20 protein-coding genes and 1 pseudogene are annotated in these 22,355 nt (G+C 51.6%); 17 read left to right on the top strand and 4 right to left on the bottom strand.

Annotated features, from left to right (window positions below):
- Nucleotides 1–558: 558 nt before the first annotated feature.
- From AC0LWT_RS03560 to AC0LWT_RS03545, 4 genes and pseudogenes are all read left to right on the top strand, one after another.
- Nucleotides 559–897 (top strand): HNH endonuclease, encoded by a 339-nt coding sequence (locus AC0LWT_RS03560; RefSeq protein ID WP_474679820.1) that lies wholly within the window; start codon nucleotides 559–561, stop codon nucleotides 895–897.
- Nucleotides 894–1,391, top strand: a complete 498-nt coding sequence (locus tag AC0LWT_RS03555; protein WP_474679819.1) for an SMI1/KNR4 family protein — start codon at nucleotides 894–896, stop codon at nucleotides 1,389–1,391. The genes AC0LWT_RS03560 and AC0LWT_RS03555 overlap by 4 nt, the downstream gene beginning before the upstream one ends.
- Nucleotides 1,392–1,710: 319 nt before the next feature.
- Nucleotides 1,711–1,968, top strand: a pseudogene (locus AC0LWT_RS03550) (nucleic acid/nucleotide deaminase domain-containing protein); the annotation flags it as partial.
- Complete coding sequence (locus AC0LWT_RS03545; RefSeq protein ID WP_474679818.1) at nucleotides 1,922–2,500, top strand: suppressor of fused domain protein; 579 nt, start codon at nucleotides 1,922–1,924, stop codon at nucleotides 2,498–2,500. The pseudogene AC0LWT_RS03550 and the gene AC0LWT_RS03545, both read left to right, overlap by 47 nt.
- A gap of 118 nt (nucleotides 2,501–2,618) precedes the next feature.
- Here AC0LWT_RS03545 and AC0LWT_RS03540 read toward each other — a convergent pair whose 3' ends face one another.
- The gene (locus AC0LWT_RS03540) at nucleotides 2,619–4,499 is read right to left on the bottom strand and encodes an AbfB domain-containing protein (protein ID WP_474679816.1); all 1,881 of its coding nucleotides are present in this window, start codon (nucleotides 4,497–4,499) and stop codon (nucleotides 2,619–2,621) included.
- A gap of 1,114 nt (nucleotides 4,500–5,613) precedes the next feature.
- Here AC0LWT_RS03540 and AC0LWT_RS03535 point away from each other — a divergent pair.
- Together AC0LWT_RS03535 and AC0LWT_RS03530 are read left to right on the top strand one after the other, a co-directional pair.
- Nucleotides 5,614–6,021 carry a GNAT family N-acetyltransferase gene (locus AC0LWT_RS03535; RefSeq protein WP_474679815.1) on the top strand — a complete coding sequence of 136 codons (408 nt, stop codon included), beginning with the start codon at nucleotides 5,614–5,616 and terminating at the stop codon, nucleotides 6,019–6,021.
- A gap of 145 nt (nucleotides 6,022–6,166) precedes the next feature.
- On the top strand, nucleotides 6,167–8,068 hold the full coding sequence (locus AC0LWT_RS03530; RefSeq protein ID WP_474679814.1) for an ATP-binding protein: 1,902 nt from the start codon (nucleotides 6,167–6,169) through the stop codon (nucleotides 8,066–8,068).
- A 71-nt stretch (nucleotides 8,069–8,139) separates the two neighbouring features.
- On the opposite strand, the gene AC0LWT_RS03525 is transcribed toward AC0LWT_RS03530, so the two are convergent.
- The 3 genes from AC0LWT_RS03525 to AC0LWT_RS03515 all read right to left on the bottom strand — a co-directional run bounded on the left by AC0LWT_RS03525 (nucleotide 8,140) and on the right by AC0LWT_RS03515 (nucleotide 10,167).
- Nucleotides 8,140–8,388, bottom strand: coding sequence for an NHLP leader peptide family RiPP precursor (locus tag AC0LWT_RS03525; RefSeq protein ID WP_474679813.1), 249 nt, complete (start codon nucleotides 8,386–8,388; stop codon nucleotides 8,140–8,142).
- A gap of 68 nt (nucleotides 8,389–8,456) precedes the next feature.
- Nucleotides 8,457–9,389: a class 1 isoprenoid biosynthesis enzyme gene (locus AC0LWT_RS03520; protein WP_474679812.1), complete on the bottom strand. Its 933-nt coding sequence runs from the start codon at nucleotides 9,387–9,389 to the stop codon at nucleotides 8,457–8,459.
- Between the two features lie 16 nt (nucleotides 9,390–9,405).
- Entirely contained in the window at nucleotides 9,406–10,167 is a 762-nt protein-coding gene (locus AC0LWT_RS03515; protein ID WP_474679811.1) for a class I SAM-dependent methyltransferase, read from the bottom strand.
- A 97-nt stretch (nucleotides 10,168–10,264) separates the two neighbouring features.
- Here AC0LWT_RS03515 and AC0LWT_RS03510 point away from each other — a divergent pair, with 97 nt between their 5' ends.
- The 11 genes from AC0LWT_RS03510 to AC0LWT_RS03460 all read left to right on the top strand — a co-directional run bounded on the left by AC0LWT_RS03510 (nucleotide 10,265) and on the right by AC0LWT_RS03460 (nucleotide 21,750).
- Nucleotides 10,265–12,022, top strand: coding sequence for a sensor histidine kinase (locus tag AC0LWT_RS03510; protein ID WP_474679810.1), 1,758 nt, complete (start codon nucleotides 10,265–10,267; stop codon nucleotides 12,020–12,022).
- Nucleotides 12,019–12,816, top strand: a complete 798-nt coding sequence (locus tag AC0LWT_RS03505) for a response regulator transcription factor (RefSeq protein ID WP_474679809.1) — start codon at nucleotides 12,019–12,021, stop codon at nucleotides 12,814–12,816. The genes AC0LWT_RS03510 and AC0LWT_RS03505 overlap by 4 nt, the downstream gene beginning before the upstream one ends.
- Before the next feature lie 104 nt (nucleotides 12,817–12,920).
- Entirely contained in the window at nucleotides 12,921–14,294 is a 1,374-nt protein-coding gene (locus AC0LWT_RS03500) for an extracellular solute-binding protein (protein WP_474679808.1), read from the top strand.
- 26 nt (nucleotides 14,295–14,320) lie between these two features.
- Complete coding sequence (locus AC0LWT_RS03495; protein WP_474679807.1) at nucleotides 14,321–15,202, top strand: carbohydrate ABC transporter permease; 882 nt, start codon at nucleotides 14,321–14,323, stop codon at nucleotides 15,200–15,202.
- Nucleotides 15,203–15,219: 17 nt separating this feature from the next.
- Complete coding sequence (locus AC0LWT_RS03490) at nucleotides 15,220–16,098, top strand: carbohydrate ABC transporter permease (RefSeq protein ID WP_474679861.1); 879 nt, start codon at nucleotides 15,220–15,222, stop codon at nucleotides 16,096–16,098.
- 217 nt (nucleotides 16,099–16,315) lie between these two features.
- The gene (locus AC0LWT_RS03485; protein WP_474679806.1) at nucleotides 16,316–16,765 is read left to right on the top strand and encodes a MarR family winged helix-turn-helix transcriptional regulator; all 450 of its coding nucleotides are present in this window, start codon (nucleotides 16,316–16,318) and stop codon (nucleotides 16,763–16,765) included.
- A 156-nt stretch (nucleotides 16,766–16,921) separates the two neighbouring features.
- The gene (locus tag AC0LWT_RS03480; protein WP_474679805.1) at nucleotides 16,922–17,470 is read left to right on the top strand and encodes a SiaB family protein kinase; all 549 of its coding nucleotides are present in this window, start codon (nucleotides 16,922–16,924) and stop codon (nucleotides 17,468–17,470) included.
- Nucleotides 17,470–17,874 (top strand): DUF1987 domain-containing protein, encoded by a 405-nt coding sequence (locus AC0LWT_RS03475; RefSeq protein WP_474679804.1) that lies wholly within the window; start codon nucleotides 17,470–17,472, stop codon nucleotides 17,872–17,874. The genes AC0LWT_RS03480 and AC0LWT_RS03475 overlap by 1 nt, the downstream gene beginning before the upstream one ends.
- A complete protein-coding gene (locus tag AC0LWT_RS03470; protein WP_474679803.1) occupies nucleotides 17,875–19,785 on the top strand; it encodes a SpoIIE family protein phosphatase in 1,911 nt (636 codons plus the stop codon).
- Entirely contained in the window at nucleotides 19,766–21,433 is a 1,668-nt protein-coding gene (locus AC0LWT_RS03465; RefSeq protein WP_474679802.1) for a bifunctional diguanylate cyclase/phosphohydrolase, read from the top strand. Before AC0LWT_RS03470 ends, AC0LWT_RS03465 begins: the two co-directional genes overlap by 20 nt.
- The gene (locus AC0LWT_RS03460; protein WP_474679801.1) at nucleotides 21,421–21,750 is read left to right on the top strand and encodes a DUF1904 family protein; all 330 of its coding nucleotides are present in this window, start codon (nucleotides 21,421–21,423) and stop codon (nucleotides 21,748–21,750) included. The genes AC0LWT_RS03465 and AC0LWT_RS03460 overlap by 13 nt, the downstream gene beginning before the upstream one ends.
- Nucleotides 21,751–22,355: the final 605 nt, after the last annotated feature.

Here is a 22,355-nt window from a genome sequence, read left to right as displayed (position 1 = left end):
TAAGCACACGGGATAAGGCCGTTTTTCCGTTTTTTTCACGCGCTATCATCCGTTTCTATCGTTTACCTCTACTATACCAAAATCTACTAACCTGACAACATTGGATGAAATAGACCCCACCCAGTGCGGAATGAACCCATCATCCAACCAATAACACATCTAACCCATGTAATACCCCTATGAAGATTTCTCGATTTCGGTTGTACGCACATCAAATGCTTGAATTTTATAACCTAAGTAACGCTATTCCGTTACATTAAACAGGTCGATTATGGTCAGATACCACCATGATTGGCCTGTTTTTGTTATGTTCGTTTTCTTGCGGGTTTTTCAAATTCCGCAACTGTAGAATACGCCGCCCCGATAGGAATGGTGAAAAGCTAAGGTATCGCATCTTTTAAAATGTATTGCACGACCACTATAGTAAAGATGGTCATGGACTAAAAAATTTTAATTCTGTCTGGAACTTATCTAGGGATTGTAACGATGATTATGCTGTAAAGAGCAATCTGCTGACGAGCAGTTTACATAGACAAATCATTAGCAGGAGGTACGCACGTGAAAGGTGTGGATTATGATATCCTAGGATTTCTTATATTTAAGGGAGATGCTGTGAAAATCCAAATGAAATTGGACAAGGATATGTTCAAATTACCGGATGATAAGCAGTTTAAAGCATGTACAAATGCTTTAAAAGATGCTATAAAGAGCGGCAATATTCCGAAAGAGATGTTTACTGCTAAACAACTTAAAGATATTTATAATGGTGAGGCTAGAATAAAAGGATTAACTTGGCACCATCATCAGGTTCCTGGTAAAATGCAATTAGTAGTATCAACTACGCATAAAGTTAATCATTTAGGAGGAAATTCATTGTGGGGGGATGGTATTAGATGAGTAATGTTAAATGGGGATCGCCAGATGAACCTGTAACACGTGAAGCAGTTGAAAAAGTTGCCGAGGAATTAGGAGTTAATTTTCCTTTAGATTATATAGAATGTGTGATGGAGAATAATGGAGCACATGTTAGTCCAGAATTGTTTGAAGTAGAAGGAAAAGAAAAAGTATTTGGTACTTTAATAACTTATGATAAAGATGATGATGAATTTATTGTTAATGTGTTTAAGGATTATAATGATACACTTCCAGAAAAAGTGATTCCTTTTGCCTTTGATCCAGGAGGAAATTTAATCTGTTTTGATTACAAAGAGAGTGAGGAGAAACCAGTAATTGTATTCTGGAATCATGAAGGTGCCGCGGAAAAGGTTGTACTAGTAAATAATGAAGGTATGATCGAAGAACAGGCAGAGAAGACAGCTAGAAGAAATATTTTTTATGTTGCAGATTCATTCACAGCTTTTCTTAATAAATTACACGATAGAGAAGATTAAATATGTCATAAAGAACTCTCGGATTAACCCACATAATTCACGTAGAACACCACAATGCGAATTAGCCGCCCGTATTGTGGTTTTCTTTTTTTACCGCGGCATCGCTAACAAGGGAAAGTACGGCACAGCAAAGCAAAATAAAACTAAATGGGTATGGAGATACAGATTTAAGTTTGAGAGCGCAACAGTATTGAGTTGAAAATAAAATATTCGACTTAAGAAATCTTGTAGTGGCAGATATTGAAATAGATGGTGTTCGTACTCTGAAGGTTTAGCCGAGTGGGAAAGTCGAAGTAAAAAAAGTGCTGCAGAAAAAAACGGGCAGACGTATACGGTTCATCGAGTTTATACTGAAAGAGAGCCTTGTAATCTTGATGGTCATAAATGTAAAGAGCTACTTGCCAATGAACTTCCTGATACTGAAGTAACCTATAGTGTTGAGTATGGGGACAAGGCATCAAGAGATACCGTTCATATGAGGGTGAAGACCCATCGGATTTATATTTCGGACCATAAAAGGATGATGAAAAATGGAAGTTACAAATCAAATGAAGGAAATTGCAAAATTTTTAGCTGATTTAAACGGTGGTCGCCCAAAAATATCAAGATTTTATGATGATAAAAAAGAAAGCATTATTGATATTGTGATTTTGGATAATAAACCCAATGAAAATGAAACTACATTTGCTACAATAGGCTTAAATAATTATGATATTGGATACACAGTAGAAGGCAAGTCATTAAGAGTTGAGTTCATTGGAACATGTATGGATGAATATGTATTATTTGGAAACCTACTTAGTACATGTGCTTTTAATATAATTAATTCAGGTTATTCTTGTTCCCCTGGTGCAATTTATCCGAATGTCATAAAAATGTATTATCCTGAGTTAAATATGAAGCATGTTATGTTTGTTAGTCCATTTTTATGGGACGACAGCCTCACTCCATTTGATTTTGAAGATAAACATGTCTCTTGGTTGCAAGCTATACCGATATCGGAAGAAGAGTATGTTTACGCGGAACAAAACGGGAGCGAGGCATTAGAAGATTTATTGGAAGAATCGGATGTTGACATTTTGAATTTGAATAGGCCATCCGTTATTTGATCGTAGTGATATGACAAGCGGAAGGATTAATTTTCGGATCGTTCTACCAGCAAAAGCCTGCCCAAGCTCTCCGTACCGCGGGGAGACTGTGGACAGGCTTCTTTTGTCAATCAGTCATTCAGTAATTGTAGCGTTTGAAGGTGGCATCACTTTTATCCGTTGCAGTGCTTGATGAACCGATCGGATCGAGCCGCAGCGCATAGTTGTAATGGCGCATGTAATATCCGGGTTGGTTGTAGGATTCGAGCGATATTTGCGAGCTGTCCGCCCAGCCGGCCGCGAGGTTGAAGGTGGCGTCCTGTTTGAATGCGTCGGTGCCGTCGTATTGTTGGAGGACGATTTGGTTGCTCGCGTTTCGTTTGATAAAGTAGCCGGGATAGTTGATCGATTCCAGTGAAACGCTTGACGCATTGGCCAGACCCGGTTCGACGCGGAACTGCGAATCCAGCGCCGGGGATACGTTCTGGTCGATGCGGAGGGCAAAGTTGTAGTGCCTGAAATAATATCCTGCGTAATTGTTCGACTCGAATCTGCTGTAGCCTGTGGCGTCCGGGTTGGAAGGTCCGAACAGGCGGACTTCGTACAACGTCGGGGTGTACCAGTTGTTCGGATTGTTCCACAGGACGGCGTTCACGAGGTTGATCCGCACGTAGCGCGCCGTAAAATGCACAGCATCGGTCGTAAAGCCGTACGTCGTGTTGCTTGTGCGGTCGATGGCCGCGTAGTTGACGCCGTCGTTGCTGACTTCGATTTTGTACTTGTAATAGCCTTCGGAGCCTTTGTACATAAACCATGAAATGTCCACTTCCGTAATCGTCTTGGGCGCTCCGAAATCGACCTGCCACCAGGCCGGCCATGTGCTGCTGGAAGCGGCCCATGAGCTTTGCGCATTTCCGTCGTTGGCATTGCCCGGAGACGAGGAGGAAGCGGTCGAGCTGGCGGTAGCCGTTTTGCCCAACGCGTGGTTGACCAAGGAGGGCAGCGTCACGCTTCCCGTGCCGGCATCCAGGCTCCAGCTGCTGTACCAGTCCAGCGAAGCGGTTCCGCTCGCATCGTTCAGCGAGAGCGGCAGCCAGATGTAGTGATGATCGCTCAGGTTGAGCGGGTTCCAGCGGTCGGCCATATAGATGTAGGAGGTGGAGGAGCTTCCCGTTACCGTCAGGATCGAATGAATTTGCGAGCTGTAAGCAGCGGGATCGCCGAACGGCGAGAGCGCCGACCAGGTTCCGGTCATTGAACTGGCGGTCGAGTAGCCGCCCTGATTCGGGTACCAACCGGAAGCTTGCGAGGTGAACAAATAGTATTTGTTGTTCTTTTTCACGACGGCGGGCGCTTCCCGGTAGCCATTTTCATATACCCATCCGACAAAAGACTGCACGCTCGTATAATCGCTGCTCAGTTGGAAGATAGCCATGGTGTCGTTGGCTCCGCCGTTCTTTTTGGAGGCGGTGATCAGGTAGGCGCTGCCGTCGGTATCGGCAAACACGGTCATATCGCGGGATTCGTAATTCAGGGGCCGAAAGCTTCCCTGATACGTAAAGTTGCCGTCAGGCGTGCTGCTCGTAGCGACGGCCACGCGGGCGAGAGAGTAGTCTGTTCCGTTCTCGTAATGCATCCACAGCACGTATTTGCCGGTCGAAGCATTATAGATGACTTTTGGCCGTTCGATTTTGCTTGAATTTAGTTCCGATGCGGAATTTTTGGTCAGGATGCTGTTGCCGAACGTCCAGTTTTTCAAGTCGGTCGAGGTGTAGACGTTGACTTTGTCGAAAGTGCCGTTGGAGTGCTTTTCGCCGTACCAGTAATAAGTCGAACCTACTTTTAAAATATTGCCGCTGTACGCCTCGATCGGGTTGCCCGACGTATCTTTCCAGTCGATCCCATTGCTGATGCTGACGCTGGCTGCGCTGGCCGGGACAGGTTGAACCCCTGCCCAAAACGCGGTGAGCAGCAAGCAGGCGAGCACTGCGTACAAGCACCTCCAATACAATCTTTTCATCAATCATATTCCTCCTTCATTAAGATGATGGCTCGCTCGAGCCTCAAAGTTTAGTTTAATCGAATGGTAAACGCTTACAACTGTAAAATGTCAAGATTTATGAACATTCATGCCATGGCCCGCAACCGTATCTGCGGGATTGACGACGATGAGCGCCGCGGCGGCAGCCTTTGCCACACCGCACCGGAAAAGAACGGACGCTGCCCGAAGTGGGAAAGGGCCGACGGTGCAAGTCCGTGCGTGCCGCCGATACGCGGAATTCAATCGTGCCGGAGCTGCCTGAAGCATTGCAGGCAAGAAAATATAAGATTTGGCGCATGTGGCATAGACGCTTTAACTTCCGGGATGGAGGTGCTACTGTTGTGAGTTGAGTAGACTGGAGGGTTTTGAAGAATCGGAGAAACGCGGTTGTTAGTATATGGTTTCTGTGAAGCGCTAAACCAATTGGCTCATACAAGTTGTAAACGTTGTCATTGTGACCGCCTAAACACTAGCTGTTGCCCATGCGCAGAAAACCTGCAAAAGCTCACCATACCGCTGGCGGCATCAAAATAGTACATCGCTAGCTAGAAAGCCTGCAAAAGTACATGCTTTTGCCTACAGCTCACGCTGGAAAGGAAAAATTCCTGCAAATCTGCAGCTTTTTCGCTGAGATTTGGGGATCGGGCCCGCCGTGATCGGGAANAGAAAGCCTGCAAAAGTACATGCTTTTGCCTACAGCTCACGCTGGAAAGGAAAAATTCCTGCAAATCTGCAGCTTTTTCGCTGAGATTTGGGGATCGGGCCCGCCGTGATCGGGAATTCCTGCACAATTGCAGGTATTTCCCGAAAACGGACGGCCTACCGCGAAAAAGCCTGCACTTTCGCAGGCTTTCCGACTTCCCGGCCGGGGCCCGCCCCCGGCCGCCCGCCCACGGCCGTCCCACCATCGGCCGTCCCGCCCACGGCCGCCCCGCCACCGGCGGCCGTACGCCCCGTGCACCACACGCAGCCAAGGCTGCCCAAGGGAAGCCCTTTCTTTTATTTTCCTAAATGCACTTTTTTCTCATAGATTATATAATAATGGATGGCAGGCCAATCGGAAAACGAAAAAAATGACGAAGGACGGGGCAGCATGAACATCAAACGAATTAGCCGGGAAATGGCGTGGGAGCTAAGACATGCGGTCATGTGGCCGGACAAGGATTTGGATTTCGTCAAATTGAAGGATGATCGGGACGGGGTTCATTACGGTCTTTTCTCGGAAGAACGGCTGCTCTCCGTGATTTCCCTGTTTATCGACCGGAATTCGGCACAATTTCGTAAATTCGCGACGCTTGAGGAAGAACAGGGCAAAGGGTACGGCAGCAAACTGCTGCAATTTTTGATGGATGAAGCGCAAGCGCTGCATGTCCGGAGGATTTGGTGCAATGCCAGAAAAAATAAAGCCGGCTTTTATGCGAAGTTTGGAATGAAAGAGACGGTGGAGGCGTTTGTCAAAGACGGGCTGGAGTATGTCGTGATGGAGAAATACTTCGAGTAGCTTGAAGGGTGGCTTGAAACAGGAGAAACGGCCGGTCTTTTCGTGAAGGAGATTTCATAAAACGATAAGAAGGAGGATATCGAATTTCGTCGAATTTTAGAATGTGCCCATAATTTGATGTCGCTACTCCAAGGGGTGGTTCTAAATGAATCCTGTTCAACGCATTGCTTTTGTCGTATGTCTGATCGTACTACTGCTGTTTGCAAACGGGATCATTGCTTCCGGCATCAAAGCAGCCCAAGTAAAAAACATAGACACAAATACGGAGTGGGCGATTCTATGGGGAGACCCTTCCGGAAGCGCGCAGGAGCAGCCTCCTTCGTCCGAAGCGGCGAACTGGATGACCGTTCCCGTTATGGCGCCGATGCCCATGAAGCCTGACGGCGTCACTTCAGCCTGGATCAAAATTCAGCTTCCGGCGTCGGTCGGGGACCATTCCGGGATCTTGATCGGCGAACTTTACGCGCAGCATCTGACCGTATATGTCGACGGGAACAAAGTTCAAGAGAGCATCCACGATTTTCCATATGACCTTCAGCGGATTTTAGTCCCTCTCAGCCATGAAGACGCCGGCAAAACGGTATACTTAAAAATGGAAACGGGGATGGATCGGATGGGAATCCGTTCAAATATCGAAATCGGCAGCTATTCGGATTTACTGCCCCATTTTGTCGTACGTGATTTGGGGGACGTCATTCTTGGATGCGCTTTGATTTTTATCGCCGCCGTCATGTTCATATGCGCAATTTTTCTGAAAAAAATCCAACTGCCCAGCTGGATTTCGCTCGGTATCGTCATTTTGACGATGGGGACAATTTTTGTCACCTATTCTCCGTTTATGTATGCCATTTTTGGGGAATACGGCGCTGTGCTGGTCGATTTTTTCGATCTTTCGCTAGTCGTTTTTTTGCCTGCACTCAGTTATTTTTTCGAAAAAATATTCGACGACGGCAACCTGAAACTGATCAAAATGTTCAGAAAATTTCAGATCGGCTACTCCGCTTTCTCCGCCCTATGCATGGTCATCAACCAGTTGTCCGGCTACCGGTTCGCAGATGAGTATTTTTTCATATCCGTTACGCTGCTGGGCTGCATCATGCTCGTTCAACTGTCGCTGCTGATCACGTTTTCCGTCAAATACGCGATGAGAGGCAACAAGGATGCCGTTATTTTTACGAGCGGTTTTGCATTCTTCGGACTGTTGGGCGTTATCGATCTGATCTGGTTTTACGCCTCCAATCAAACCCATCAAATTTTCTTGTGGAAATGGGGGATCGTAGGCTTCGTCATTTCGCTGATCACACTGCTGGGACGAAGATTCGCCGCTTATCAGGAGCTGATGGCCAATTACTCCAAAGAGCTCGAATTTTACAACAACCAGCTGCAATTGTCCGAAAAAATGGAAATCATCAGCTCGCTGGCCGCTTCCGTTGCGCATGAAGTGAGAAACCCGCTGCAGGTGACCCGCGGTTTTTTGCAGCTGCTGTCGCATAAATCCGATATGAAGCAAAAGGAATACATGTCGCTGGCCATCGAGGAGCTGGATCGCGCGTCAGGCATTATTACCGATTTTTTAACGTTCGCCAAGCCCCAGTTGGAGGAGGTTACCGTCCTCAACGTCTCCAAGGAGCTGAAGCAAATCGAAGGCATTATCGTTCCGCTGGCCACTTTGCACGGCGGAGGCGTGTTTCTCAGCATCCCGCAGGAGCTGTACATTCACGGCAATTCTTCCAAATTGAAGCAGGCGCTCATTAACATTATTAAAAATAGCATCGAGGCGTTCCGCGATCAGGGACAGATCAATATTTGGGCTTATGAGGAGAGCGAGGAAGTCGTCATTCACATTAAAGACAACGGCGAAGGCATTGAGCCCGCGACGCTGGCCAAATTGGGCGAACCGTATTTTTCGACGAAAACAAAAGGGACGGGGCTCGGATTGATGGTGACGTTCCGGATTATCGAGGTCATGAAAGGCAGGCTTGAGTTCAAAAGCGAAAAAAACAAAGGCACGGAGGCAATCATACGCTTCCCTTCCGTCATCAATTAAAAAATCCCCCAAAAGCGGAGGAAAGCGGTTGCCTGCTTCCGAAGCTTTCCGGGGGATTTGTCATTTTGCGATTACCAGATGCTGACCGGCCCGGGGGTCCCGTCGAGCACATCGGCAGGATTGGCCGGAATAACGAGCACTAATTGTTTGGAAGTTTCCTCTACCACGTTCAATTCGATGTTGTCAGGAATCACGATGCCAAATGCTTCTTTGAGAGCCGCTTTCGGATCGGCGAGAAGCTGCTGTTTGAAGGATGGATCTTCCCATGCTTTTTGGATAATTTTGGATCTCAGAATTTCTTCAGCTGACAAATCGATCACTCTCCAAACAAATTAGTAGAATAGTTCTACATGAGCATACCATAAACTGACATGTTAATCTATCATTTTTACTTCATATTCGACAAATAATAGTTAAATCCGCCTAGTTCCAAAGACTTTCTCCCGCACTCGATGCGATCCGCCTCCTCCAGCAAATTGCGCACCATCGATTCATGAAAAGAAAGCAGATGAGGTGCGTTCAACTGCAGCTCCTCCAGCCGGACATGATTCGCTGCGGCAATTTGCGCGTACCGGGCAAGAGCATCGTGAACGTACACCTGCCGCTTCACGATTTCGGCGGTCAGGGCGCTGTCAGGCGGCAGCCGCAGCTCTTCCCGAATCATCGCGTGCAGGCAGTTGTAGCTGCCCTCTTCCAAATCTTCCTGCCAGTCGGCCCAATCGTCCGCCATTTGCAGCGTCACGAGCACCTGACAGACCGCTTCGGATACGGCTGCAATGAGCTCGGGGCGGCCGGCTAAAACCATGGCGCCGGTGCTTGCGAACTGAACCGGGCTCGCCTTGGCGGCCACTTTCAACATGTCATGGATGAAATCATTGCGGCGCAGCTCATTGGAGACGGCATCGGACCACTCCCTGACATACCGGTCAAACCATGTCCAGAAGGGGGAATCCGAAGGGAAGAGCTCCCGGTAAATGTCCAGAAACTGCAAATAAAACAAGTTGCCGAGCGGCAGCTTTTCTTTGTGCTGTCCCGACGCGGAATCCATAATATCGTCCTGGATAAAAAAGTACAGCATCACGAAGACGTTCGCGAGCGCCAGCTTGCTCACGGAATTTGCCGGCAGCTCCGCCAGATCCGATACCCAGAACGGCAGCAAATAGCAAATATAATTTTTGGTGCTGTCTTTGCGGTTAGGGTCAAATTTGGCCAAATAGTCCAGGCCGAGCCGGTCCATAGGTTCCGGAAACCGGGAGACGGCCGTTCCGGCTTGCGCAAAGACGTCTTTCAGCTCTTCTTCAAATACATGATGCCAGTTCATCGTTCACCCGCCCTTTTCAGATTGGCCCGGCGCCCCGGGCAAAAGCCGTGCCGAACATATGGACCGCGTGCGTGCTTGCCGGATTCCGCAGCCAGTCGTTCAGCTCGTCCTTCCGTTCGGGAGGGAGCGATTCGCCCAGCAAATATTGCGAAACGAGCCGCATGTACGCATGCAGCCGATGTTTATCATCCTGCCGGGAAGCATCTATGCTATAATTCCGAGTATATAGATGCCGAAGCCCGGCATGTTCGAATTCGAGCTTCAGGCTGTCTTTCGCATCCAGGAGCCTGTTTTTGAGCAGAGCTTGCCGGGAGCTTTCGTACAAGGAGCCGAACAGCGGAAGGCTGCTATTCACATGCAGACGCTCGCTTTCAACTTCCAGAACGACAATGACCGAGCGCTCATGCGTGATCCGCTTCAGCGTGCGGCAGAGGCTTGGCTTGTCGGGGATGTGATGAACGACGAGGCGCAAAATCACAAGGTCGTAGAGCGTGTCCTGCGGCAAATCCTCGAAGCTCATGCAGTGAAATTCGAGCCCGGGCTTCCGGCGCGGCAGCGCTTTTTGGAAAATGCCGGGGCTGATTTCGATGCCTGTCTTCCGGGCCGCCGGAAAGCTGTCGTGCATTTTGGACAAGTAGGCGCCGTTGCCGCAGCCGATATCGAGGATGGAAGCGTCCGCCAAGTCCGCTTCAGACCAAAACAAACGGTGCTCGGCCGGATAAAAAAGGTCTGCCGTAATCGACAGCATGTCGTCAAATATCGCGTCTTTTCCCCGCACGTTTTGGCTCCCCCCGCTTTATAGTTCCTATGAACCAGACTAGCACGATAACGGAGCGGATACAACGATATTTCTTAACGAAAGAGGTGAAACCCCTTTGCGGCTGAGCCTGAGCAAATGGAATACGCTGCGCAATCAAATATTGGTCGGTTTTTTGCTGGTGATGATGATCGTGCTGGTTCTGGTCGGTATTATTACTTTCAATTCGGTGTCGACGCTGCTGAAAAATAATGCGGAAAAGCAGATCCGGCAAACGGCGGTGCAGGCCAACGGCAGATTGGAAGCGCTTATCAAACAGATCGATACGCTGACGACGCAGGCGATCAACGATCCGTACGTGCAGCAGCTGCTTCTGGCGGAAGTGAACGGGAAGCAGGCCAAATTTGACCAGCGGCAAAGCCTGGTTCATATCGCCAACGAAATCCAGGGCTATTCGACCGGCGTCGCATCCGTGGAAGTGTACAACAGCGACTCCGCCAGGCTGTTCCCGCTGGACGACCGATTGCTCTCGAACCGCGTCGATCCGAAATGGATCGGGGAAGCGGAGCGGGAGAAAGGGAAGCTCGTCTGGATCGGAATCGATCCCAGAGACAGCGATTCGGTGCTCGCCATACGGCGCATCAGCCTGCTCGACCGCTGGTTTTCGAACGGCGGCTATTTGCTGGTCCGCATCAGCAGGAGCTATTTCGAGTTCAAGGAGCTGCTTTCCGAAGAGCAGCAGCGCGAAGCGATGCTTCTGGTCGACCGCGAGTCCCGCCCCATAGCTGCGGACGATCAGGCGACCGCCGATATCGAGGCGCTGATGAGCACGGACGGGCAGACCGTCGATATTGCCGGGGAGCGCTACATTTTGGTGAAGCAGCCTTCGGAAGTAACCGGCTGGACGCTGATGATCCTGAACCCGGTCAGCAGTGTTACCGCGGGCATTTTCGTGCTCCGAACGGCGATAATCGCCTCGGGGGCGGTCGGCTTGTTGCTGTTCCTGTTCATGTCGTTCATGCTCTCGACGATGATTACCCGGCCGATTCTCAAATTGATCAAGGCGATGCGCAACACCCGCAGCGGCGTGCTGACGCCCAACCCCGAAACTTCGTACACGGCGGAAATCAACGATTTGAATTATACATACAATCAAATGGTGGACAACATGAACCGGCTGATCGAGCTCGTCTATGAAAAGGAAGTTATGCAAAGCCGGACGGAGCTGAAAGCTCTTCAGGCGCAAATTAATCCCCATTTTCTTTACAACACGCTGGAAGCGCTTTACTGGTCTTTGCAGGAAAAGAACGAGGAGCTGGCCGAGTACGTGATCGCGATGTCCGAGTTGTTCCGCTACACCATCGGAAATCCGAGCAAAGACGAGTGGGTTACGGTCGGCGCCGAACTGGAGCATGTCGAACGCTACCTGCTCATTATGAAAATGCGGTTCGGCGATCGTTTTGCCTGGAGCATCGATTGCGCTGCGAGGTGGCATCATGTGCCGATGCCGAAGCTGCTGATCCAGCCGCTTGTCGAGAATGCGATCCTGCACGGCCTGGAAGGCCGGACGGGCCAAGGCGCGATAACGGTAAGCGTAAGGCCTGCGGCGGACAGCGACCGCTTGCTGATTACGGTGGCGGACGACGGGCCCGGCATGGAGGAAGCGACGCTGCGGTCGATCCGGCAGAGGGTGGCCGGGGGACAAGCGCTTTCCGGCGAAGTCGGCGGCATGGGGCTTTCGAATGTGGGACGCAGATTAAAGCTGTACTTCGGACATGCCGGCGATGAGCGCGAAAGCCTTGTCGTTCAAAGCAGCCCCGGCGCCGGCACGAACGTCAGTTTTGAAATTCCGGTGAATGACGGAGGTGCGCAATGATTCATATGCAAAAAACGATCATGATCGTCGACGACGAGCCTTTAACCCGGCAGGGTCTGCAAAAAACGCTGGAATTTTGGTCAGCCGGGCGCTACCGGATTGTGTGCGCGGACAGCGGCGTGCAGGCCATCGATATGCTGCATGACAACCCGGTCCATCTGCTGATCACCGATATCCGGATGCCGGAAGTCAGCGGTCTGCGTCTCGTCGAGCTGCTGAATCGCAGGCCGCACAAGCCGGTTGTGATCATCATCTCGGGCCATCCCGATTTTGATTACGCGCAGACGGCGATCCAATTGGGCGTGGTCAATTATTTGCTGAAGCCGCTGCAAAAGAAAAAGCTGATCGAAGCCGTCGAGCAGGCGATGACGATCGAGGAGGCGCGCGAAAGAGTCGGAGCGATGGAGAAAATGGTGGATACCCGGCTGATGGACGCGCGGGAGGAGCATCCACACATCAGCGATCCGATTCGCGAAGCGCTGCGCTATGTGGACGAGCACAAGGGAGAGCCGCTCTCCTTACGCGAGGTGGCGGACCGCGTCCATTTGAACCCGAGCTATTTCAGCTCGCTGTTCAAGGAGCAAACGGGCCTTACGTTCAGCGAGTACGTGACCCGCATCCGGCTGCAAAAAGCGAAGGAGCTGCTGATCCGGACCAAGTGGCCTGTCGCGGAAATCGCCGAGCAGGTCGGGTACCGGACGGCGAAATATTTTATCACCCTGTTCAAGGAATACGAAGGCAAGAGCCCCGCGCAATATCGCAAGGAAATGGCCGACCCGGGAAATGAAATCTAAAAAAAGTGGAACTTTTGCTAAACATCGTTGCCTTACCCCCTCTGGAAGATTCTGCTAGAATAAAGTTCGGAAAGCCAAATTGATGAAGGGGGATTCGAAAGATTATGAAAAAAGCGCTTACATTCTCATTACTGCTTACAGTTTCCATGGGAACTGTATTGGCAGGCTGCTCAAGTTCCAAAGAGGCGAACGCCGGACAAAGCCAAAGCGCAAGCCCGCAGGCGTCGGCCAAAGCGGGAGATAGCGGCGGCACGGCCAAGTCCGACAAAAAAGCGACGATCAAATTCATGCATTTGTGGCCCGCAGGCAGCTCGGCTACGCAAAATAAAATCGTCAATCAAATCATTACGGAGTTTCAGACGGCCAATCCGAACATCAAGATCGAGCAGGAAGTGCTGGAAAACGAACAATACAAAAATAAGATGAAAATCCTCTCCACCTCCAATGAACTCCCGGATGTGGGCATGACCTGGGCCGCGGGTTACATGGACCCTTATGTGAAAGGAGGCCTGTTCACACCGCTTGACGATGTGCTGCAGAGCAGCGATTTAAACGGCAAATTCGTCAAGGGAACGACGGAGGCTTACGCTTTCGGCGGCAAGACGTACGCGCTTCCGGTAGAGCTGAACATCGTGCCGGTCTATTATAACAAAGACCTGTTCGCCAAAAACAACGTGCAGGTTCCGAAAACGTACGATGAACTCAAGCAAGCCGTGAAAACGCTTAGCGCCGCAGGCGTCGCGCCGATTGCGCTGGGCAACAAGGACCGCTGGACAGGCTCGCTGTGGTACATGTATTTTGCCGACCGGGTCGGCGGCAAGGAAACGTTGAAAAAAGCGATCGACCGCAGCGGCTCGTTCGAAGATCCGAGCCTGATCACCGCAGCCAAGGACGTGCAGGAGCTCGTCGGCTTGAACGCTTTTAACAAAGGCTTCAATGGCTTATCCAACGACGAGGGCAAATCCGAGTTCATGAACGGCAAAGCGGCCATGTACCTGATGGGGACATGGGAGCTTCCGAACTACACGACGAACAAAGACGTGCCGCAGGATTTTAAAGACAAGATCGGCTTCTTCAAGTTCCCGACCGTAGAGGGCGGCAAAGGCGATGCGAACAGTTGGGTCGGCGGGCCGGGCGTCGGGATGTTCGTTGGGGAGAACTCCAAAGTGAAAGACGAGGCCAAGGCGTTCATCAAATTTTTCATTACCAAGTGGGGCGAGCATTCGGTTACGGAAGCCGGCGTGATTCCCGCAACCAAAGTGGACACTTCCAAAATCCAGCTGCCGAAGCTGTACATCGACCTGCTGAACGAGCTGAATCAAGCGAGCAACATTACACTGTTCGCCGATGTGCAAATGAAGCCGGGCGCGGCGGAAACCCATCTGAACATGATACAGGCGCTGTTCGGCAAAGCTGCCACTCCGGAGGAGTTCGCCAAGAAGCATGAAGAGGCGCTGGCCAAAGAAGCGGGGAAATAAAGGAATTTCGGAGGAGTCGAGCTGCTATGGATAAAGTCATGTCCGACAAAAGAATCATAGCGCTATACGTGCTGCCTGCGCTCTTCATGATATTGGCGCTGATTTATATCCCGATCGTGCTGACCGGTTATTACGGCTTGATGAAGTGGGACGGCGTTGGGGCTATGACGTTTATCGGTACGGAGAACTACGTACAACTGCTGAAAGACGCGCTGTTTTGGCAGAGCGCGGGCCATTCGTTCCTGCTAGCCGTATTTTCGACGCTAAGCCTGATCGGCTACTTGCTGGTCGCGCTTGTGCTGTCCGGCTCCATTAAAGGAGCGGGCCTGCTGCGCAAAATATATTTGATCCCGATGCTGCTGTCATCGGTCGCCATCGCGCAGCTTTGGCTAAAAATATTTCACCCGTCGAACGGCGTGCTGAACACGGCGCTCGAAGCGGCGGGCATCAAGAATACGCCGGAGTGGCTGGCCGATCCGTCCATCGTGCTGTACGCTATTTTCATCCCGATTCTTTGGCAATATGCGGGCTTTTACATCTTGATTTACTATGCTGCGCTGAAAAATATCCCGTCATCGCTGATCGAAGCCGCCAGAATCGACGGAGCGAATCCGTGGCATATCGCTTTGCGAATCAAGCTGCCGCTGATCGCGGAGGTGGTCAAGGTGACGGTCGTGCTTGCCGTCGTCGGGTCGCTCAAATATTTCGATCTGATCTACGTAATGACGGGCGGCGGCCCTAACCGGGCGAGCGAAGTGATGGCCTCCTACATGTACCAAAAGGCGTTTAAAGGCTACGATTTCGGATACGCCAGCGCAATCGGTTTTTTCCTGCTGCTCATATGCCTGGTCGTTACCTGGCTGATCCGCAAAGCGACCGCAACGAAAGAGGAAATTCAATATTCGTGAGAGAGGAGGGGCTGCACCTGAGTACAGCGACCGCTTTGCGCGCCCGGCCGAAGGCCGAAGGCTCCAAACTGCCGCAGCGGCTCGGATACGGGCTGCTGTATGTGATCCTGATTGCCGTAGCGGCACTGCAAGTGCTGCCGCTCATTTGGCTGCTGCTGTTCTCGCTGAAGAACAGCCAGGAAGTGTTTAATCTGCCGCCGTTCGCCCTGCCTGCGCAGTTGCGCTGGGAAAATTACGCCAAGGTATGGACCGAGGGCCATATCAGCCTGTATTTTTTCAACAGCGTATGGATTACGGTTTTGGCCGTCGTTTTGACGGTTTTGCTGGCAAGCCTGGTCACGTTTGCGATAACGCGGATGAAATGGCGGCTGAAGTCGTTCGTTCTCGGCTTGTTCATGATCGGCCTGATGATCCCGGTTCATTCCACTTTAATTCCGCTGTTCAGCATGTTCAAGAAAATGAATCTGATCGATCATCCGCTATCCATCGTGCTCTCGTATACCGCTTTTAATATGCCGATTACAATTATGATCCTCCTCGGCTTCTACTACACGCTGCCCCGCGAGGTGGAAGAGGCCGCTGTCATGGACGGCTGCTCGATCAACCGGATGTTCGCCCGGATCACGCTGCCGATGACCGCTTCCGTAATGACGACGACCGCTATTATCAACATGATCTACAACTGGAACGAATTTATTTTCGTCAATACGTTCATCAGCTCCGACAAGCTGAAGACGCTGACGGTCGGCGTGCAAAATTTCATCGGCCAGTACACCACCGACTGGGGAGCGATCGGAGCGACGCTGATGATCAGTATTTTGCCGATTTTGGCCGCTTTTATCGTGCTCAGCAATCGGATTGTGGAAGGAATTGCCGCCGGATCGGTCAAGGGCTGAATAGTGACTGCTTTTTTGCCGCTTATGCTGCATAAAAGCAGTCATTTTTGCATAAAGATATGTTCTGCCGTTTTCATCGAACAGACTTTTTAGGCCTCATAGCGCCAGCGGGTTTTTGCCGCTGCCGCGGCTCCCATTGACATCCCATGTTATTTTATATACATTTTAAACAAATAGATTGTTTGCAAATCGAATGGACGGAAAGGAATTGTAAGCCATGAGCAGCAGTGAATATTTAAAATTGGAAAACCAGCTATGCTTCAATCTGTATGCCAGTTCCCGCGCGGTCACTCGCCTGTACCGCCCGATGCTGGACGAGTTGGGGCTGACGTACCCGCAGTATCTGGTTTTGCTCGTGCTGTGGGACCAACAGGAAAGCACGGTCAAGGAGCTCAGCGAGAAGCTGGATCTGGACTCCGGCACGCTGACGCCCATGCTCAAGCGCATGGAAGCCCAGAAGCTGATCCAAAGGCAAAGATCGCAGGAAGACGAGCGGATCGTCAACATCAAAATTACGGACAGCGGAATGGCGCTCTACCAAAAAGCGCTGTGCATTCCCCAAACGCTGCATACGATGCTCGCCGAGAGCCGGCTGACGCCGGAAGACATAGCCAAATTCAGCGAGCTGCTCAAGCTGTTCCTGATCGATGTGAATGCGGTCCAGTAATACTCCGACCGGCAACCGAAACTCCCCCATATCCGAAAGTTTGCAAGCGTCGATTTGCAAACTTTTTTTCTGTTTTCGCCTTTTTTGAGGACTAGGACTCTGGTAATATAAAGAGAAAGTCGAATTTTGTATTCTTAAGAAAAGGGAGGATGCCCCTTGAATCACGGCCAGATATACGACATTCATAATATGCTTCAGAGCAAAGGAATACTAATCTGCTTTTCCGGCCGGCTTTCCCAAGGATTAATCGAAGAATACGGGGAAGCGGTCAAAAGGTACATGGAGAACGACAATCGTCCGAAAACGGAAATTTTCAATATTTTCTCCATATTTATCGAACAGACGCAGAACATCAAAAATTATTGCGCGGCCAAAGCATCCGGCAGCAGCGCCGAACGTATCGAGCAATCGGCGATCGTGACGATCGGGAAGTGGGAAGCGGGAAATTACGTTTGCTGCGGCAACCTGATCGAGAACGTGGATCTCGCTCCTCTTGTGGCGCATATCGAACAATTGGCCGCCATGGATAAGGACGGACTGAAAAAGCTTTTCAAAGAGAAGCTCAGGGAGGAGCTTCCGGAAGCGCAATCAAGTGCAGGCATCGGCTTGATCGATATGGCAAGAAAAGCCAGTCTTCCGCTGGAATATTCCATTTCCCCAATTGACGAGCACTTGTCATTTTTTACATTAAAGGCGGTTGTTTAATGGTGGCAGACCTACATCTTATGCGCATAGAAGGATCAAGAAGCACACCGGAAATTCATTTCGATCCGCAACTTCACGTTTTGGCGATCAGAGGCCAGTCGTTTCCCGAAAATGCGTTCAAGTTTTACGAGCCGGTTCTGGCATGGGTGGGCGCGTATTTGGAGCAGTTGCAAGAGGAAGCGATCGTCAAGTTCGAGCTGATGCTGCCTTACATCAACACCAGCAGTACGAAATGCATCATGACGATGCTGGAGAAGCTGGACGAGGCGCACGCAGGCGGCAAAAACATTCAATTATATTGGTATTACGACGCAGACAACGAGAGCGAGCTGGAGTGTGCGCAGGAATTTAAAGAAGATTTGACGCTGCCGTTTCATCTGATCGCCAAGGAAGACCGCGGATAGATGAAACCCGGCGCCCCTATAACCGCAGGCGACAGGCAGCAGTCCGGCAGCCGCAGCGATCGCTTCCATGATCGCGACGTGATCCGAGTGGTAGCGCTTGCCAGCGCGCTTATCGTTTTTTCCATGCTGCTCATCGGCTTTTTATCGTATTATTTTACGGAAAAAGAAGTTATCACAAAGCTGAAAAGCAAAGAGCTCGGCTACATCGCCCAATCCGTCTCTTCAAAAGTGGAGGGCCGGATCGAGCGGGCCAAGGAAACGTCGAGGCTGCTGGCCGACGACCCTGCCGTCCTCGAATGGATCGGCGGCGGAGAACAGGACGAGCAGCTTACGCGCATGATCAGGGAAAGGCTCGTGATGAGCAGCCGGCAGTTCGATTACGACAATTCCTTCATCGTCAGCGCGCTTACCGGCCATTATTGGTCGGAAAACGGCTCGATCCTCTCCACAGTGTCCAGGGACAAGCCGGATGACAAATGGTTTTATCAAACGCTCGAATCGGGGAAAAAAACGGCTGTCGTCGTCGACTATAACGTGGAGCGCCGGCAATCGTACGTATTCGTCAACGTGCTGATCGGCGAAACGGACCGTCCGCTCGGCGTAGCCGGCGTGGGCCTCAGCCTCAAAGGGCTGTCCGATGATTTCCAGAAGTATAAATATTCGGAAAAGAGCCAAATGTGGATGATTGACGGGATGGGCGTCATCCATCTGTCGGACCGCTACGATCAGACAGGCAAGCTGATATCCGGCTTTGTTTCTAGTGATACGTATGCCAAAGTGATGGAGCAGTTCAATCAGGATGTGCAGGTTCTGGAGTCGCAAAATCCGAATGGCGAGCTGGTCGACCTCATCAGCTATCCGATCCCGTCGATGAAAATGCGGCTGTTGTTTCAAATTCCGCGGACCGATACCGTATATTTTTTGGACAATATTAAAGTGAATACGGCCGTCGCGATCGTGATCTCCCTGCTGGCGATCGTCTTCCTGTTCTACAATGTATCGCGGAAGCTGGCGAACCCGTACAAGCGCGCCCTGCAGCTCAATCAGCGGCTGGAAGTTCTCGTCGGACAGAGGACGAGGGAGGTTGAGGAGCGCAGCCGGGAGCTGCTGGACAGCATCGATTATGCCAAGCGGATACAGGAATCCGCGCTTCCCGATCCGGCCCTGCTGGACCGGCTCTGGGAGCAGTATTTCGTCATCTGGCGCCCGCGGGACGGGGTAGGCGGCGATTTTTATTGGCTGAGCGAGACGAAGCGGGGGTATTACGTGGCCGTCGGGGACTGCACCGGCCACGGCGTACCGGGCGCGTTCATGACGATGCTCGGCATATCGCTGTTGAATCAGATCGCCGACCGCAGCGAGGAAGGCGACCCGGCGGGCATCCTGGGCAAGCTCAACCAAGCGGTCAAAGAGACGCTCAGGCAGCAGCACAATGAGGGGCTCGCCGATGACGGTCTGGATCTTGCCTTGTGCTACGTCGGGCAGGATGAAATCGTATTTGCCGGCGGCGGCAGCGCGATCTATGTGCAGGACGGCGATGAGGGCGTACAGCTGTACAAAGGCGACAAGCAGAGCATCGGTTACCGGCGGACTCCAGCCGAATATGCGTACGCCAACCACCGGATCGCGGTGCGGGAGCACACGACCGTATATATGGCTACGGACGGCATTGCAGACCAAAGCGGCGGGGAAAAAGGCTTTTCATTCGGCAAAACCCGGCTGAAGCAGTTTATCGATGCGCATGCACGGCTGCCGCTGAACGAGCAGCAAGAGCTTTTTCGCCGGATGATGGACGAATACATGGGGACAGAAGCCCAACGGGACGACTGGACTTTGCTTGCGTTCCGGCCTGAGCGGCGGCGAACATCTGACAATAAGGAGCTTGGTAACCGTGATAAGCTATCGGAGTGATCAGCAGAAAGGTTTTGAGAGCGAGTTGAATATGCTGTACGATGCCAAACGACTGGCTGTTCGGGAAGAGCACCAGGGCAACGAGCTTTTGACCGAATACCAAAAGCTGCTGTCCAGCTATGAGAAGCTGCTGCGCGTTACCAAAAAAATATTGTATATCAGCGATTTGCAGGGAATGGCGCTCAAGCGGTGCGAAGACGATATCAAAGCGCTGCTGAACAACGCCAATCAGGGGTTTTTGACGTTTGACGCGAAAGGGATCGTGCAGAAGCAGTACAGCGATGCGTGCCTGCGCATTTTAAACAAGCGGCCGAGCGGCATTCATTTCGCGGAATTGTTGTGGGAGAGCGGGAGCACGGAGCGGAAAAGCGTGGAACAATGGCTGAGCCGCCTGTTCGGGGAGACGGATGCGGCTGTCAAAAACGCGCTTCTCGCCGAATTGCCGGGGAGAGCGGAGATCGGGAGCCGGCAAATCCAGCTCGAATACAAGTGGATCGAACCGGACCCGGACAGTCCCGCAGGTCAAGTCGTCATGGTCATGATGACGGATATGACGGACCAACTGCAGTCCCGTGCCCGAGCGGAGTATTTAAGCTTCCATGACAACCTTACCGGGTTGTACAACCGGGCCTACGTGGAAGCTGCGGTTCCCGGGCTGCTGACTGCGGAGCATATGCCGGTCAGTATCGTTCTTCTCGACATGAACGGCTTGAAGCTGGCGAATGACGTATTCGGCCATCAGCTAGGGGACCGTCTGCTGTCACAGGCTGCCGAGCTGATCCGGCAATGCTTCGGGGACGAGGCGCTGGCGGCGAGATGGGGCGGCGACGAATTCATCGTCCTGCTCTCCCGGACCGGGACAACCGCCTGCACGGAGAAGATCGAGCGGCTCAAGCAGGCTTGCGCCGAGCAGGAATCTTATCCGATCCAGGTCAGCATGGCGGCCGGCAGCGCGACGATGGTGCAGCCCGGCGATCATTTTCATCTGTTTTTCAACCTCGCCGAAAAAGAAATGTACAAGAACAAGCTGCTGGAAAGCAAGCAGGTGCGCAAGAGCCTGATGGCCAACATCAACGAGGCGATGTATGCAAGAAAGATCGAGGATCCCCGCCATATCGAGAGAATCGAGCGCCTGGCGCTGGGATTGGCGGCCCGGATCGGGATGGACCCGCAGTCCGCGGATACGATCAATCTGAAGCTGCTCGTGCGTCTGCATGACGTGGGCAAAGTCGTCATTCCCGAGCAAATTCTCGGCAAGACCGGATCGCTTACGGAAGAAGAGTGGAACGTGATGCGCTCCCACAGCGAGATCGGCTACCGGATGGCCTTGTCGCTCGGCGAACCTGCTTTGGCCGAGGCGATATTGTCGATGCACGAGCGCTGGGACGGAGGCGGCTATCCGTACGGTCTGAAGGAGATGCAAATACCGAAGCTGTCGCGGCTTTTGGCTATTGTCGACAGTTATGATATTATGACGCATGATCATGTGTACCGCCAGGCGATCGGCAGCGAGCAGGCGCTTCAGGTCATTTTGGAGGAAAGCGGGAGGCAGTTCGATCCGAACCTGGCCGAAGATTTTTTTGCTTACATGACGACGACGGAAAGCGGGTTATCACTCAAAGAGGAGGGAAATCCGTGCCAAGACTAACGATTCGAGGCTTGAGCGCAGAACAAATTTGCCGCATCAGTTCGGGGCTCGCAAGCGAGCTTGCCGGAATTTGCGAATGCCCGGAGGATCATTTCACCCTGGAATGCGTCAACCACACCGCCATATTCGCAGGCAAAATAACGGAGACGTACCCGTTCATCGAAGTCGCCTGGTTTGACCGGGGCGCGGAAGTCCGCGGCAGAGTCGCCCGGGCGATCACCGACCACGTAATCCGGCTGGGACTGGCCGAAGTCGAGGTGGCGTTTATCGCCTACGAGAAGGACGCCTACTATATAAACGGGACCCCGTGCGGGTAGTGTACGATGTCAGGGGGCTGCTTCGGCAGGCCCCTTCGCGCATGGATGATGCAAGGAGCAGGATTGATCCGGCAGCACTGTCAAAATCCCGCCTGCATAGCCCCACGAGCAGCTCCCAACTGCACGACGGCGGTCGGTCAACCAGCGTTGGCAGTGTGCGGAAAGATAGCGCGCAATTGTGTCCGCGAAAGCAGAGCATCTGGTTGGCAAGGCAACGCGCCAGCTCCCAGCGCGCGGTGCTGCGCTCCATGACTGCGATCGGTTGACGTAGGGAAAACCTGCAAAAGTACAGTTTTTGCTCGGTTAATACGCTGGTCACGAAAAATTCCTGCAATAGTGCAGGCTTTCGCCAAAACGAACCATTTTCGGAAAAAACCTGCACTTTCGCAAATGCCCGAAACTCACCCGCCAGAGCCGTTCGCACAATTTGCCAGGTCGCACGAAGAAAACCTGCAAAAGTACAGTTTTTGCTCGGTTGCTGCGCTGGCTACGAAAAATTCCTGCAATAGTGCAGGCTTTTCGCCGCGAACAGGAGCTCAGATTCATTTTCATCGAAAATTCCTGCACAATTGCAGGCTTTTCACCAAAATGAACCATTTATTACG

The sequence above is a fragment of the Paenibacillus sp. sgz302164 genome, assembly GCF_056120505.1.
This window is presented reverse-complemented; position numbering and strand designations above follow the sequence as displayed.

Coding starts and splice junctions, on each gene's coding strand:
- AC0LWT_RS03555 (WP_474679819.1), top strand. CDS start 894: ATGAGTAATGTTAAATGGGGATCGCCAGATGAACCTGTAACACGTGAA.
- AC0LWT_RS03545 (WP_474679818.1), top strand. CDS start 1,922: ATGGAAGTTACAAATCAAATGAAGGAAATTGCAAAATTTTTAGCTGAT.
- AC0LWT_RS03540 (WP_474679816.1), bottom strand. CDS start 4,499: ATGAAAAGATTGTATTGGAGGTGCTTGTACGCAGTGCTCGCCTGCTTG.
- AC0LWT_RS03535 (WP_474679815.1), top strand. CDS start 5,614: ATGAACATCAAACGAATTAGCCGGGAAATGGCGTGGGAGCTAAGACAT.
- AC0LWT_RS03530 (WP_474679814.1), top strand. CDS start 6,167: ATGAATCCTGTTCAACGCATTGCTTTTGTCGTATGTCTGATCGTACTA.
- AC0LWT_RS03520 (WP_474679812.1), bottom strand. CDS start 9,389: ATGAACTGGCATCATGTATTTGAAGAAGAGCTGAAAGACGTCTTTGCG.
- AC0LWT_RS03505 (WP_474679809.1), top strand. CDS start 12,019: ATGATTCATATGCAAAAAACGATCATGATCGTCGACGACGAGCCTTTA.
- AC0LWT_RS03500 (WP_474679808.1), top strand. CDS start 12,921: ATGAAAAAAGCGCTTACATTCTCATTACTGCTTACAGTTTCCATGGGA.
- AC0LWT_RS03495 (WP_474679807.1), top strand. CDS start 14,321: ATGGATAAAGTCATGTCCGACAAAAGAATCATAGCGCTATACGTGCTG.
- AC0LWT_RS03485 (WP_474679806.1), top strand. CDS start 16,316: ATGAGCAGCAGTGAATATTTAAAATTGGAAAACCAGCTATGCTTCAAT.
- AC0LWT_RS03475 (WP_474679804.1), top strand. CDS start 17,470: ATGGTGGCAGACCTACATCTTATGCGCATAGAAGGATCAAGAAGCACA.
- AC0LWT_RS03470 (WP_474679803.1), top strand. CDS start 17,875: ATGAAACCCGGCGCCCCTATAACCGCAGGCGACAGGCAGCAGTCCGGC.